The sequence below is a fragment of the Methanobrevibacter sp. genome, from assembly GCF_045130115.1.
Taxonomy (GTDB): domain Archaea; phylum Methanobacteriota; class Methanobacteria; order Methanobacteriales; family Methanobacteriaceae; genus Methanocatella.
In genome coordinates this window covers 22,080-33,836 of sequence record NZ_JBGUPC010000006.1, presented here as the reverse complement: position 1 = coordinate 33,836, position 11,757 = coordinate 22,080, and the positions used below count along the sequence as shown (strand labels likewise).

22 protein-coding genes are annotated in these 11,757 nt (G+C 31.5%); 15 read left to right on the top strand and 7 right to left on the bottom strand.

The genetic code is table 11. The features are described 5' to 3' along the window. Positions 1-247: 247 nt before the first annotated feature. The 5 genes from ACJMML_RS01035 to ACJMML_RS01015 all read right to left on the bottom strand — a co-directional run bounded on the left by ACJMML_RS01035 (position 248) and on the right by ACJMML_RS01015 (position 4,555). Positions 248-988, bottom strand: a complete 741-nt coding sequence (locus ACJMML_RS01035; protein ID WP_405305580.1) for a hypothetical protein — start codon at positions 986-988, stop codon at positions 248-250. A 14-nt stretch (positions 989-1,002) separates the two neighbouring features. Then, positions 1,003-3,774 carry a hypothetical protein gene (locus ACJMML_RS01030; protein ID WP_405305579.1) on the bottom strand — a complete coding sequence of 924 codons (2,772 nt, stop codon included), beginning with the start codon at positions 3,772-3,774 and terminating at the stop codon, positions 1,003-1,005. A gap of 118 nt (positions 3,775-3,892) precedes the next feature. Continuing rightward, entirely contained in the window at positions 3,893-4,192 is a 300-nt protein-coding gene (locus ACJMML_RS01025; RefSeq protein ID WP_405305578.1) for a hypothetical protein, read from the bottom strand. A gap of 8 nt (positions 4,193-4,200) precedes the next feature. Next, positions 4,201-4,383, bottom strand: a complete 183-nt coding sequence (locus tag ACJMML_RS01020; RefSeq protein ID WP_405305577.1) for a hypothetical protein — start codon at positions 4,381-4,383, stop codon at positions 4,201-4,203. Between the two features lie 13 nt (positions 4,384-4,396). After that, positions 4,397-4,555 (bottom strand): hypothetical protein, encoded by a 159-nt coding sequence (locus ACJMML_RS01015; RefSeq protein ID WP_405305576.1) that lies wholly within the window; start codon positions 4,553-4,555, stop codon positions 4,397-4,399. Positions 4,556-4,985: 430 nt separating this feature from the next. Between ACJMML_RS01015 and ACJMML_RS01010 the strand changes: the two genes are divergently transcribed. Further along, entirely contained in the window at positions 4,986-5,711 is a 726-nt protein-coding gene (locus ACJMML_RS01010) for a hypothetical protein (protein ID WP_405305575.1), read from the top strand. Positions 5,712-5,807: 96 nt separating this feature from the next. Here ACJMML_RS01010 and ACJMML_RS01005 read toward each other — a convergent pair whose 3' ends face one another. Then, positions 5,808-6,245, bottom strand: a complete 438-nt coding sequence (locus tag ACJMML_RS01005; RefSeq protein WP_405305574.1) for a hypothetical protein — start codon at positions 6,243-6,245, stop codon at positions 5,808-5,810. A gap of 2 nt (positions 6,246-6,247) precedes the next feature. After that, positions 6,248-6,406, bottom strand: a complete 159-nt coding sequence (locus ACJMML_RS01000) for a hypothetical protein (RefSeq protein ID WP_405305573.1) — start codon at positions 6,404-6,406, stop codon at positions 6,248-6,250. A 275-nt stretch (positions 6,407-6,681) separates the two neighbouring features. Here ACJMML_RS01000 and ACJMML_RS00995 point away from each other — a divergent pair, with 275 nt between their 5' ends. The 14 genes from ACJMML_RS00995 (at position 6,682) to ACJMML_RS00930 (ending at position 11,755) form a co-directional block, all read left to right on the top strand. Then, entirely contained in the window at positions 6,682-6,816 is a 135-nt protein-coding gene (locus ACJMML_RS00995; RefSeq protein ID WP_405305572.1) for a hypothetical protein, read from the top strand. A 10-nt stretch (positions 6,817-6,826) separates the two neighbouring features. Continuing rightward, positions 6,827-7,345 carry an HIRAN domain-containing protein gene (locus tag ACJMML_RS00990; RefSeq protein WP_405305571.1) on the top strand — a complete coding sequence of 173 codons (519 nt, stop codon included), beginning with the start codon at positions 6,827-6,829 and terminating at the stop codon, positions 7,343-7,345. Positions 7,346-7,373: 28 nt separating this feature from the next. After that, positions 7,374-7,637, top strand: coding sequence for a hypothetical protein (locus tag ACJMML_RS00985; protein WP_405305570.1), 264 nt, complete (start codon positions 7,374-7,376; stop codon positions 7,635-7,637). Positions 7,638-7,639: 2 nt separating this feature from the next. After that, on the top strand, positions 7,640-7,936 hold the full coding sequence (locus ACJMML_RS00980; RefSeq protein ID WP_405305569.1) for a hypothetical protein: 297 nt from the start codon (positions 7,640-7,642) through the stop codon (positions 7,934-7,936). Between the two features lie 97 nt (positions 7,937-8,033). After that, a complete protein-coding gene (locus ACJMML_RS00975; protein WP_405305568.1) occupies positions 8,034-8,306 on the top strand; it encodes a hypothetical protein in 273 nt (90 codons plus the stop codon). A 64-nt stretch (positions 8,307-8,370) separates the two neighbouring features. Beyond that, positions 8,371-8,730 carry a hypothetical protein gene (locus ACJMML_RS00970; protein WP_405305567.1) on the top strand — a complete coding sequence of 120 codons (360 nt, stop codon included), beginning with the start codon at positions 8,371-8,373 and terminating at the stop codon, positions 8,728-8,730. Positions 8,731-8,784: 54 nt separating this feature from the next. Further along, on the top strand, positions 8,785-9,048 hold the full coding sequence (locus ACJMML_RS00965; RefSeq protein WP_405305566.1) for a hypothetical protein: 264 nt from the start codon (positions 8,785-8,787) through the stop codon (positions 9,046-9,048). Then, positions 9,041-9,235, top strand: a complete 195-nt coding sequence (locus tag ACJMML_RS00960; protein ID WP_405305565.1) for a hypothetical protein — start codon at positions 9,041-9,043, stop codon at positions 9,233-9,235. Before ACJMML_RS00965 ends, ACJMML_RS00960 begins: the two co-directional genes overlap by 8 nt. A 2-nt stretch (positions 9,236-9,237) precedes the next feature. Then, a complete protein-coding gene (locus ACJMML_RS00955; protein WP_405305564.1) occupies positions 9,238-9,366 on the top strand; it encodes a hypothetical protein in 129 nt (42 codons plus the stop codon). Between the two features lie 111 nt (positions 9,367-9,477). Continuing rightward, the gene (locus tag ACJMML_RS00950; RefSeq protein ID WP_405305563.1) at positions 9,478-9,681 is read left to right on the top strand and encodes a DUF4314 domain-containing protein; all 204 of its coding nucleotides are present in this window, start codon (positions 9,478-9,480) and stop codon (positions 9,679-9,681) included. A 70-nt stretch (positions 9,682-9,751) separates the two neighbouring features. Further along, positions 9,752-10,570, top strand: a complete 819-nt coding sequence (locus tag ACJMML_RS00945; RefSeq protein WP_405305562.1) for an ArdC-like ssDNA-binding domain-containing protein — start codon at positions 9,752-9,754, stop codon at positions 10,568-10,570. An 81-nt stretch (positions 10,571-10,651) separates the two neighbouring features. Beyond that, entirely contained in the window at positions 10,652-11,026 is a 375-nt protein-coding gene (locus ACJMML_RS00940) for a hypothetical protein (protein ID WP_405305561.1), read from the top strand. Positions 11,027-11,039: 13 nt separating this feature from the next. Next, a complete protein-coding gene (locus tag ACJMML_RS00935) occupies positions 11,040-11,360 on the top strand; it encodes a hypothetical protein (RefSeq protein ID WP_405305560.1) in 321 nt (106 codons plus the stop codon). Positions 11,361-11,422: 62 nt separating this feature from the next. After that, positions 11,423-11,755 carry a hypothetical protein gene (locus ACJMML_RS00930; protein WP_405305558.1) on the top strand — a complete coding sequence of 111 codons (333 nt, stop codon included), beginning with the start codon at positions 11,423-11,425 and terminating at the stop codon, positions 11,753-11,755. The last annotated feature ends 2 nt before the right edge of the window (positions 11,756-11,757 follow it).

The window sequence follows — 11,757 nt, the reverse complement described above, 5'->3', positions numbered from 1 at the left end:
CTTTGGGGCATTCATGCAGGATTTTATAGTGTTTTGCATGGGTTCATAATTTGGGCAGACAAAGCCTACATAATGCGTTACTTTAATTGATTTCATGGCTAATTAAATCAAGGCTAGGTTAATACAAACTACATATTATATGCTGCTACTATGAAATACTAAAAGCAATTCCGCAAACATTGAAACAAGCTTATATTCGTATAGCTATAACAACGGGGAATGTACATTTTTATAAAAAAATAAATAATTAGGTGTTGCGTTTCAACTCCTGAAATTTGTCCTCAGCTTCTTGTGGTGTATCCAAATCAAACCATTTCATCAAGAATTCAGTCTGATCGTATTGTTTCTTTGTTGTTGAACATTTAAGAACACATTGGAACACTTCAACACTATCACCCTTTGTAAAAAGATTAACATGAGTATTGTGCACATCGCCAAATCGTTTTGGTATTTTCCCAGTCACACTCATGACTAAATTTTTCATATTCATAAAATTATGATGAGTGCTATTTTTCTTATCAACAGTTAAATTCACTATATTTTCTTCATTTACAATAGTATAATCACTATTTTTTAACACATCTAAGCAATCAGCATTAATAATAGCAGTTTTGAATTGTAAAACAAAATTAATGAATACTTTTTCCTGTGTATTTAAACCACAGTATGAACCTCTGGAGGATATTTTTCTCACCAAATACTCATCGTATTCATTAATTAATACTTTTGATATATAAGAACTTGAAATAGGATAAAATAATCCCTCTTCAAGCTTAACAAAAGTGTACCTTAACTCATTTTTTGAGGACCTCCTTTCAATCTTAAGGAATACCATTCTGTTATCACGATACTCCTCATTCTTATGTGTGTAAGGCACATAAACGCCAGTATCATCATACAGATAACCTTTTTCTTTCAACTCGCTTGTTACTTTATAAATATTTGTTATAGCCACAATATCAACTCCTGCATTGTTACTTTTTGCCATAATTATCATCTCCTTTAATTTAATTGTTCCTTAAAATCACTCCTCAGATGATAATGCTTAATATTATCAATTTCCTTTGATTCTATAGCACCTTTACCTTCAAGAGATTCCAATGAATTATCTAACACCAAATTTAACTCACCCTCATCAATATTAACACTCTTCTTTAATTTTTTGAGTATAACATCTTTAGCCATGTCTTGTTTTGCCAACAAACCACAGACTCGCAGTTGGCATTCCTGTGAAGTTAAATTGCTTATCAAAATAGTGGATTTTTCTATTTCCTTAGAAGAATCATTTAAACAATAATTGCCATGTTTATCTTTTGATATGATGTTTGCAGATTTTAACTTGCGTAATGATTTTTTAAATAATCCAATTCCGATTTTATGTCCATTTTCTCTAGGCAATACCTTGTCCATAAGTTGCTGTGAATCCAACTTCTTTTTAGATAAACAATCACATATCTTGAGTTGACAATCTTCAACAGTAAAATCAAGAGTATAAGTGTTTAAAAGAGCATGGGGGTTTTCCATCTCTTCTTGTGCTTTCATTCTCTCTTCAAAATCCTTATCATAATCCAAAACTTCAAAATTATTATTATCTTTTAAATTAGATTTTGAGTCATTTATGTCAAGGTTGTCTTTGGAGGTACTGTCCTGCTCCTTGGCAGCACTTGGCAAATCGGAATCGCCATATGAATTTGATATTGTATCTTCATTTGGAGCATTTTCCACCATTTTCAGTTGGTCGGCAGAACTTGCAGAATTTTGGTCAGAACATGTTTCCTCAACTTTTTTAGAAGGAGATGAAAATAAGTCAATCATGTACTTCAAATCATCATGTTTAGCATCTTCTAATTTAATAGCATATCTTCTTAAATCAAAATAGTTCATTGCATCTTTGATAAAATTATAATAACTATCATAATCATTCAAGTCTATACAATGAGTTTCATCTTCACAATATTTTTTTAGATATACATATCCTTTTTCATTTACTGTAATATTTGCCAAGTATAGAAAAGAAAGGAGAATCCTTATTTTGCTTTCAAAGTTATCGAAATACTTGGCGTTTTCGATTTGCCAGTTATGCCAGAGGGTTTTTATATCTTCATCATCTTCATTTTTAACCTTAAAATAAACCCATGGTGAATTATCATTTTCAGTATTAAATCTAATTCTACCAATTAAACCTAAATCAAGTAAAGATTTAGAAGTGCCTTGTGACCTATCAAGATAATTTCTAACAGATGTTTCGTTAACACCAATACGTTTAGATATTGTTTTACGGGTATCTAATTCATCTAAGATATCTGCTTGATCTGCTGCTAATGACTCCTTATATTTTTTTAATTTACTTTCAACATCTTCAATTGCTTGTTTACGAGTCTTTTCATCAAGAATAGATAAAATATTTTTTTCTTTGTCATTGAGTTTGTATTTCTGTGTATCTGCTTCTTTTGACCATATGTCTGCAACATGCCAGAAATCCTCATAGGAACCAATATAAATGGTTTTACCAGCAAAATCAATCTTTTTAAGTTTATTAGTATGGAAAAAACTTTTCGATTTTACCATTGCAATAAAATGTTTAATGTTACGATTTTCTAATGGTGTTGGATCAAACAATACGGCAAATGGATTGAAAATCTCAAGTTCCTGTTCAACTAAATATTGTATTGCTGCTTGAATAATTAATCTGGATCGTGATATAATCTCGTTATTATCTGCATTGATGATAGTATTGTATTTGATTTTGTTTTTAATTACTTTTTTACTATCTTCATCAATGTTCATGTTTAGCTTGTATAATCTATTCAATAATTCTTCATCAGGATTGTCTTTAGCATATGTGATAATGACTAAAAATTTCCCAGGTAATGTAAAATTAACTGCTTTTTTATCAATCACTGTTTTTAATTCTTTAACTGGTTTGTTATTATCAGATAATACTTTGAGTAATCCAATTGTTTCATCTGTTAGCACTACATCATCAAAAATTACAATGTTGTATCTGCCATATGACTCTCGGTCGTAGTATATGTTCTTTGGAGAAACCGTTGATAAATGATGCACATAAATATCAGGTATGTTTTTAACAGTTTCTGTTGTAACATCTGTTTTCCCTTGCCCTGTGTTAGCATCCAATTCTGTATGTGTTGGCTCACCAATGAATAAAGAAACACTAATTAAAGCTAACTGGTCTTTTGTTGTTTCATTGCCAGCATGAGTAATTGAAATTGAATCAACATATTTTTCATACAAAGAACCATCATTAATGATTTTCAATGCTTCTTTTTGAATTAAATCAGGATAACTATCAAAGCCGAAAACATCTTCTGCCTCTTCCATATCCTCGTTGTCTCTTGGAGACTTTGGAAATTCAAAATGTTCATCTTTTAATACATCAAGACCTTTTGTTTTTCTAATATTTTTAATAACATCGTCAACAAAGTCATCAAAACTTTCAATAATATTAATATCAACACTGGTTGCTGATTCTTTTAGTTTGTCAAGTAAGTTTTGGTCTGTTTCAATAATTAATTTTCTACTTTTATACATAGCTAGCGTGCGAAACCCATTTTTTTCCTTTTCTACCCATGTATAAACAGTTTCTGATTTTAAACCCTCAGTTCTGCTAATTTTTAAAAATACAGTCGGATTGCCTTTATCAGGATAAGGTATGTAAATTCCAATATCATCATCGAGATATCCTAATTCCGCTAATTCTTTAACATAATAAATTGATTGTTCCTTTTCTTCTTGTTTGGTACTAAAGCCCATGTTAATTCCTCCATTAGTTGAAGAAAGTAGAAAAAAAGATAAAGTATTTAACCATCAAACAACAAAAAAGTAAATGCTAATAAACTTGTAGTAGTTGTTTGGGGTTTACTTATCTCATTTAACTACTTTTTTCTGTCTTATTAATTTCTTTTTCATATAATTCTGTAAGTTTAGTATCTATAGTTTCAATGTATTCTTTGAACTTTTTTAATTCGATTAAAAATTCTTCTTTTGTATCAGTGTAGCCGCAATCACAGTATACGAATTCTCCATCATCTGTTAATGGATGTTCATTTTTGTCTATATTAAAATTGAAATCAACAAAGGTTTCTACTACTGTACAAAAAAATACACTCATACTAATGAATTTTCCAGTTTTATCTACTAAATCTGAATATATTTCGTTAATATCGTTCATATTATCACCTACATTCGATCAGCCATAGCTTCTGATTTAGCTATTTGTCTTTCTATTTCTGCTTCAATTTCTGCATCTGTTGGCTCATGCCCTTCGTAATAAACATCACCTTTTTTACATATGCAATTTTTACAATAGCAACATTGGTGCTGTTCATCATATTGCAATTCACAAAAACTATCAGTTATCATATTATCACCACTTTCAGTTGTTATCTAAAAATTTATCAAGTAAAGTTTTACAGCCTTCCAAGTCCTTAACAGCATTATCAATTATATTGGCGTAGATGGCAGTTTCTTTAGTCAGCTTATCATTGTGTACATAAAGATCCTTGCCTTCTTCTTTGCCGTCAGCATAATCCATGATGCTATGTTTCAAACTTTCGTACAAACAAGTCATATCTAAGCAAAATTTATTCAAATGAGCAATGCTTTCCTGACTTTCTTCCAGTTTCATCAACACATCCCATTTTGTAGTATTTTGTTTATCCATAACTATGACCTCCTAATGAATTTGTTTAATTTTTTTTACAAATTCAAAAGTTAACGTAAAATCATGATTTTATTTAAAACTTTGTATTTGCAATTATTATGTGGTTTTTAAAGACATATAAAGATTTTTCATGAGTTTGGGCTCGGGTTAACTGTATTTTTTGGGATTGTAGCATCGTGAAAGAGTTAAAATTTCATTTTGTCCTGACTGTGGAATCAGGTATTTTGGTGAATTTACAAAACAACCTAACTCCAGACTTAGGTCGATGAGTTTAAGTATTTTTTATGCCAAAAATATTTTCATGACAATTGCTACCGAAGAAGATATCCTCAAAATCATGTCCATGGGTGCAGGTAAAAATGATTGGGCAATTATAACATTATTATTATCATCAGGGCTACCCTCCAAGTTTATAGAAGAATTGACTTATGAACAATTGTTAGATGCTTGTGATTCATATTTTAAGTACGATGAACTAAAAACTATCCATAATCTGGTTAAGAAAAATCCTAAAAATGATGGTTACATTGCATGCTTTGATTTAAAAATGAAATCACGTCCAAGAATGACTTGTTGTAGTCCTGAGTCTTTACAATTAACAATTGAATATTTACGTTATAGAAAAAACCTCAATATTGATAGTGATAAAGATTATGTATTTTTGAATCACCACAATGAACCAATGGCTGGTAAAGATCATATTTCTTACATATTTCGCAGGGCACGAGAGAAAGCAAGTAACTATCTTCCTAATGATGAATCTTTAGATATAAAATCGGAATATGTTAGGAATAGGTTTAAAGACATTTGTAAAAATCATCTTCGTGGATCCTACAGGGATGAAGTTCTTTTATTATTGAATGGAAGTGGCACTGCTAATAATAAAAGATTCTACGAACATGTAAAAGATGACAGATATTTATTAATTGACCATTATAAGACTGTTGTTGATTATTTGACATTAGGTTCCACCAATAATGAGCTTAATCATACAATAAATAATTTTACAACAAATATGAGATATTAAGGGGAATAAAACATACTCAATTCAAAGGCAATATCTCACAAAACATTTAATTCATTTTTTTCTGCAAATTGTAGAACATTTCTAATATAACAATAATTACATTGGATGCATTGGCAATTCAACATCTTCAAAATCGACAACTTTCTTAACAACAAAGGGGATATCGTTAAAAATAACATCATGGCTAAAATAATTAATTGAATACGAAAGAATATATTCAAGAGATTTTTTGTCATCGATTATTAACTTTTGCTTGTCAATGAAATTTACTAAATCATCAAAAGTTCTTTTTTTTGTAATTTTTGTCTCATCAAATACTAAATCTTCATACTTAAGAGCATATAAAGGCTCGAATCGGTCTTGAATATCTCTAATTACGGTTATTTGGTAAATGTAAATCTTACCAATATCTTCATCATCTGAAGATTCGTAGTTATATGTTTTTTTTATTAATCCTGCTCCCGATTGGACATAAGTTATGTCATCAAATCCAAATTGAATTTCTTCTAAATTAACTTTTTCGTTTAGTGACAACATTATTCACCACCGTAATCCTCAAACATTTTTGAAATCGCTAATTTTATTACTGCAGCTTTGCTCAGTTGCGTTTTTTCTTGTAAAAAGTCTAATCTACTTTGTATTTCACTATTGAACCTAATAGTGAATGTGTTTGTATTGTTTTTTGTATTTGTCATTATACCACTTGTATAGTAATATTATTTCTAATGTATTAAAAGAAACAAAGAATGCGTGGGACAGTCATCACTGTCCCTATATTCTGTTGTAGGACACTAAACATCAGAAACAAATGCTATTTTTAATTTAAAGCTTGAAGACGTAAGACAGTATGAGATTTATTACTTTGCCAAATAAGCCTACCGTGAGGTTGGTGATGTTGATATATGCTGTGTGCTAATCTCACGGTTTTGTAGCATATATTGAACATTTTAAACACGAATTAGGTGATATAATGAATGGTGAAAACTTAAAAACTACAATGTACAATGCTGTCGACTTTGAATTCTTTGTTGAATACAGGAATTCACTAACTCCTGAGGAATTAATTGTTTCCACAATTGATTTTGAAGGAATGGGAATTTACTGAGGTGATTTATATGAATAGAGTATATCAGGTGAAAACTGTTGGCCTATGCTTCAATAATCCTTCTCATAAGGTTGAAGCTGGTGAATATGTAATTTTGAAAGCAGATGAAAATAATCAGTTTGATGAAGATGCTATTGCTGTCTACAACTCTGACGGCGAGTTAATTGGCCATGTAGCAAACTCAGAACGCACATTAAGTCCTAACAATAGGAAAAATGGGAACATCAGTGCTTCAGAACTTAAAGGGAATATTGATTTCGCAGGCAAAGAGTTCTATGGAGAAGTTATCAAAGCGTTTTCAAGTTGTTTATATTTACAAGTCAATGAGGGAAAGTATAGTTACACTAATAAACCTGTTGAAGATGTTTCAGAGGTTACATTTAAAAGGGCAATTGATTTGGAAACGGATACTGCTCCCAGCAACGATGTTGATGTCTTAAAGGAAGAGGTTCAACATTTGAAAGTAATTGTTGCAGAGTTGCAGAAAGTTGTTGTCGATTTAAAGTCAATGAGAATGGGAGGTAAATAAGACTTCCCATTCTATTTTAAGTGATAATATGGTGAATGAAATTGAAATCGGTTTAGATTTTGTAAATGAACGTTGCAATGCCAATTACACTAATCCTGAAGAGGTTATTGTAGCAACAGAACAACTTGCAATTGATTTACTTGCAGGTTCCGAAGTAGATTATGAATTTGATAGCCACAGGATGGCTGTATCATTATTTGCCAGTTCTCATAAAGTAGCACGACCATTAGAAAGTGCAACAATGAGAGAAGCTTGTGAATTATGGTTAAATCGACATTCAAGGGGGTGTTAAATGTGTATGTGCCAAGTAACAAAGAACTTGAAGCAAATATTTCCGAAAAAGTCTATGACAGCTTTGCGGAAATGGTGTTTCTTGTGAGAAGCAATTCTTATGAGAAAAGATCTTGTTTTAAGCTTGTAAATCGATTCGATAGAATTGACAAATGTAGTTATGGAGCATTGCTTGATTTCTCATATTATTGCAGTAACTCTTCTCGCTACTACAAGAACGAAAAAGCAAAAGAATTGATAAAACAAGTTGTTACAGATATTGATAGATTTATTAATTCCTATGAGTATTTTCTCCATTGAAAAATTTTTAAATCATCAATATAACATTGTTAACGATAGTTTTTGGTTTGGAGCAGCCATTAAATGCTCCATTTTTTTATTAAAATGAGGTGAAATCATGACTAATTTTGCAAAAAACAGAGAACTTCGTAAAATGGACTTTGAGTTGAAAATGTATGGTTTGGATGCAGATATTAATCAAATTTGGAAAGATTTGGAAACTTCTGATGATCCAAAAGTGATTAAAAAGCATTTTGAACGAGTACAATATTTGGTCGAAACTTATAGGGAACTTGTTTGGTCAGGAATCAAACTCGACATAAGTTATGATCAAGGTTATATGGAAGCACTTGCAGGTCTTTTATTTGATAAATACTGTGAGTTAATTTAGTTGGTTGAATGCGACCTCCATGTCGTTAAACTGGATTTTTTTAATATTTTAATTGGTGTTTTATATGATTGTTAAGATTGTAGAAAAAGATGGTAAAGTAATTGGTGGAATTCAAGTCTATGAAAATAGTTTTGATGGAAGAACAGAAGTACAGGATACTTATCATATTAAATCGATTGAATATGGTTCAGATTCGATATTTGGAAGCAACGAAGAAGAGATCTCTGTCATAATTGATGTTTCAGAATTCAAAGAGAATTGTCTGATTGCAGGTGAAGTGTATCATGAATTTGAAGATTGTAATGATGAAGATTTCTATCGGGAATGTATGTTTTCAATATGCAATAAGCTCAATATTGTTTCAGGACCTATTCCTGATAGAGCATATGAAATTTGGAGTATAATCGAAGGAGAGTATTTATAAACTCTTCTTTTTAATTGTGGTGAAAGTATGGATATTATAAAAGTGTTTTTGGATATGAATTTAAAAATACAAAAAGAATTTGGTCCTTTGAACTGGATTGATGTCACAGCATGGACTGATGACTACAAAGGAAGTATCAGTTTCACAGATGATGGTGAAAGTGCAGATGAATTTTTCTCAAAAATGAGGAATATTAAAGACTTCATTAAAGAATTTGGATACTCTGCTACATTAACTAAGTATGAAGCAGACAAATTATGTCCTTACCATGAAGCACGCATTGATATTAACTTTACTGGAGGCGAATTAGATGTGTAAATGTTTTAAGTGTGAGATGTTGATGACAGATGAACCTATCAAGGTGATAGATTTTAAAGCAAATAGCCCTTTTGCAGATGACATTTATCACTTCGAGTATGGATTTAAATGTATCTACAATGGATCTGAATCATTGGCTGTTGAAAAATTACCTGAAAAAGGTTGCAGATGTACAGGAGGTGAGTAATTATGGGAATTTACAGTCCTTATGAAGTCTATCCATCATGGTATGATGATGAAATCGATTTATCCAAATGTGATGACTGCGATTTTGACTGTTGGACACATCAATATTGCAAATATGACAAAAAAGAGTGATTATTTTTTTTTCAAATTTTGAAGTAATACTTTTTTATATTTTTTTATTATTTGAGCTGGAGGATTCTCACAAAAAGACTCAATTAATTAATTTTCTGAGGTGTTTTCAAAATGAACAAAGTAGATTTTTTAAGGAAAATGTATCCAGTCGGTTGTAAAGTCAAACTTCATTTTATGGACGATCCTTTCGCTCCACCTTCTGGAACTGTTGGCGAAGTCATGTTTGTAGATGATATCGGACAGATACATGTGAAATGGGAAAACGGCTCAACTTTAGCATTAAATGTTAAATTGGACAGTTTCTCAAGAATTTAAGGCAGTTGAACGATGACCTGAGCAAGTCATTTTAAACTGCTTTTCTAATTTAAATAAACGAGGTTTTAAAATGAGCAAATCTGAAGTAAAAGAGTTAAGAAAAATGCAAAAAGAATTATGCGACCAATTGGTTACTGATATAGATGAATTAGATAGAATTATCGAAAGACAATTAAGATGTCGTGAAGGATTTTACAACTATTCTATTGGTAATGTCCTCCTTGCTGATAAACAGCTGTATGCTAGGACTGGAGAAACCACGGAGCTGTTAGCGGGTTATCGTGCTTGGCAGGAGCATGGACGCTTCGTACGTAAAGGCCAGAAAGCTTTAAAGATCTTAGCACCCCGTATTTGGAAAAAGGAAGACGAAGAATCAGGAGAAATTGAAGAAATCCTTTATTTTGTCAAAGTGAATGTGTGGGATTTGTCAATGACTGATGGAGAGCCAATGGAAGAGTCAATGGTTGTTAATAGGGGAATAATTACTTTTCAAGACATTCTTGAAAGATCTCCTGTTGAAATTAAGATGAGTAACAAGCAATTGACTAGAGGGAGTACAGATGGCACTATTATAAAAATCAGTTCTTGGATTCCCGATGACCAAAAGGTAGCAGTATTTTTCCATGAGTACATTCATTACCTTTGTCACTTCACAGAAAAAGGTAAAAAGCTCTCTACATCTGTAAAAGAAACTATGGCTGAAGCTGGTTCTTATTATCTATGCAAATTTTGTAATGTGACAAATTCTGAATCTGCTGCATATATCAGAAGTTGGAACAAAGAACATGCCATTGAAGACTTGGAAGGTCAAGGCAGTAAAATCATTTCTACCTGTGAGAAAATCATTAGGGAGATGAAACTCTATGATTTCGTTGAGGCCAAAGAGTAAATTCTTTGGCTTCTTTAATTTTTATTCTTTTTGTTACTTTTACCTGTATACCATCACCACAATTTATTGGAGGTTTTAACGTTGTTGTTAGAAAAAATGTTGCCTAAAATGAACGATATTGTTGAAAATCTGCCATTTGGTGCCGCTGAAATCATTATTGCGGTCACTGATGCAACTAATCCTGCAAACATTTGTGTCTATACTGACAATGGTTTCTATTGCAGCAAGGTCACAATTGAGAATGCAGAATTTACAGGTCCTGAACTGTTAAAATCTATCAATTTTGATGGTTTGAAGCTTGCCTTTGATGACTATGAGCACAGTAATCACACTAAGTGGTGTTCGCCTAAATGGTTGATTCATTACTTGATTGGTGACTACCCAAAAGAGCACTGGGAAGCTGAAAGACCTGAAACTCAACAGATGATTAGAGATTTAAGAAAACAGTTAATCTAATGGAGGCATAATTATGAAATTTGAAAATTTAACAATCGAGAAAGCAATTGACAATGAATTAAACATTGGCTCTAGTATTTGTATGGACGACATTATTGATAATCTTGAATCAGATGAATCTGATGCTTTGATTCTTTGTGAATCTGAAGCAGACAAATTCATTCAAGGTTTAATCCATGACGGAAGTATTTCTGATGATGAATTTGAATGTGTGTATCAACACATAAGAGATGATGTCTGTTATCATCGGGATCAATATGGGGAGGTAGATATCGAAGAGATTGCAAAATTTCATGGCCAAATAGTATTTGATTTATGTAAGAAGTATTTGTAGGTAGATTGTGACCTGAATATGTCATAAAACTATTCAATAACTATTTTTAGGAGTTGATTTTTGTGTTAAAAATCGTATTAGACAATGCAAGAGTAAACAGATTTTTTAGAAATAATTTCCGATTTGTAGATGACTTGACAGATGAAGTTAAGACCTACAGACAGGACAATGGTGAGATTGCAGTCGTTATGGACTTGATTCATGAAGAAATTACTGAAGACACATTACAGCATTTACAGGCAATTTGTGAATCAGTATATTTCAAACATAGTGAAGTGCCTGTGAATATGTATGTTATAACTCTTGGCTGCAGATTGCTTGTTCAGGAACATAATATGCCTTCTCTTGCTGAATTTTCCATTAAACTTTGTTGTAGAGATTATTCTTACTTGTAAGG

What these genes read in the sequence shown, in the direction of transcription:
- ACJMML_RS01035 (WP_405305580.1), bottom strand. Translation starts at nt 988, where the DNA reads ATGGCAAAAAGTAACAATGCAGGAGTTGATATTGTGGCTATAACAAAT.
- ACJMML_RS01030 (WP_405305579.1), bottom strand. Translation starts at nt 3,774, where the DNA reads ATGGGCTTTAGTACCAAACAAGAAGAAAAGGAACAATCAATTTATTAT.
- ACJMML_RS01025 (WP_405305578.1), bottom strand. Translation starts at nt 4,192, where the DNA reads ATGAACGATATTAACGAAATATATTCAGATTTAGTAGATAAAACTGGA.
- ACJMML_RS01020 (WP_405305577.1), bottom strand. Translation starts at nt 4,383, where the DNA reads ATGATAACTGATAGTTTTTGTGAATTGCAATATGATGAACAGCACCAA.
- ACJMML_RS01015 (WP_405305576.1), bottom strand. Translation starts at nt 4,555, where the DNA reads ATGGATTATGCTGACGGCAAAGAAGAAGGCAAGGATCTTTATGTACAC.
- ACJMML_RS01010 (WP_405305575.1), top strand. Translation starts at nt 4,986, where the DNA reads ATGACAATTGCTACCGAAGAAGATATCCTCAAAATCATGTCCATGGGT.
- ACJMML_RS01000 (WP_405305573.1), bottom strand. Translation starts at nt 6,406, where the DNA reads ATGACAAATACAAAAAACAATACAAACACATTCACTATTAGGTTCAAT.
- ACJMML_RS00995 (WP_405305572.1), top strand. Translation starts at nt 6,682, where the DNA reads ATGAATGGTGAAAACTTAAAAACTACAATGTACAATGCTGTCGACTTT.
- ACJMML_RS00990 (WP_405305571.1), top strand. Translation starts at nt 6,827, where the DNA reads ATGAATAGAGTATATCAGGTGAAAACTGTTGGCCTATGCTTCAATAAT.
- ACJMML_RS00985 (WP_405305570.1), top strand. Translation starts at nt 7,374, where the DNA reads ATGGTGAATGAAATTGAAATCGGTTTAGATTTTGTAAATGAACGTTGC.
- ACJMML_RS00975 (WP_405305568.1), top strand. Translation starts at nt 8,034, where the DNA reads ATGACTAATTTTGCAAAAAACAGAGAACTTCGTAAAATGGACTTTGAG.
- ACJMML_RS00970 (WP_405305567.1), top strand. Translation starts at nt 8,371, where the DNA reads ATGATTGTTAAGATTGTAGAAAAAGATGGTAAAGTAATTGGTGGAATT.
- ACJMML_RS00965 (WP_405305566.1), top strand. Translation starts at nt 8,785, where the DNA reads ATGAATTTAAAAATACAAAAAGAATTTGGTCCTTTGAACTGGATTGAT.
- ACJMML_RS00960 (WP_405305565.1), top strand. Translation starts at nt 9,041, where the DNA reads ATGTGTAAATGTTTTAAGTGTGAGATGTTGATGACAGATGAACCTATC.
- ACJMML_RS00955 (WP_405305564.1), top strand. Translation starts at nt 9,238, where the DNA reads ATGGGAATTTACAGTCCTTATGAAGTCTATCCATCATGGTATGATGAT.
- ACJMML_RS00950 (WP_405305563.1), top strand. Translation starts at nt 9,478, where the DNA reads ATGAACAAAGTAGATTTTTTAAGGAAAATGTATCCAGTCGGTTGTAAA.
- ACJMML_RS00945 (WP_405305562.1), top strand. Translation starts at nt 9,752, where the DNA reads ATGAGCAAATCTGAAGTAAAAGAGTTAAGAAAAATGCAAAAAGAATTA.
- ACJMML_RS00935 (WP_405305560.1), top strand. Translation starts at nt 11,040, where the DNA reads ATGAAATTTGAAAATTTAACAATCGAGAAAGCAATTGACAATGAATTA.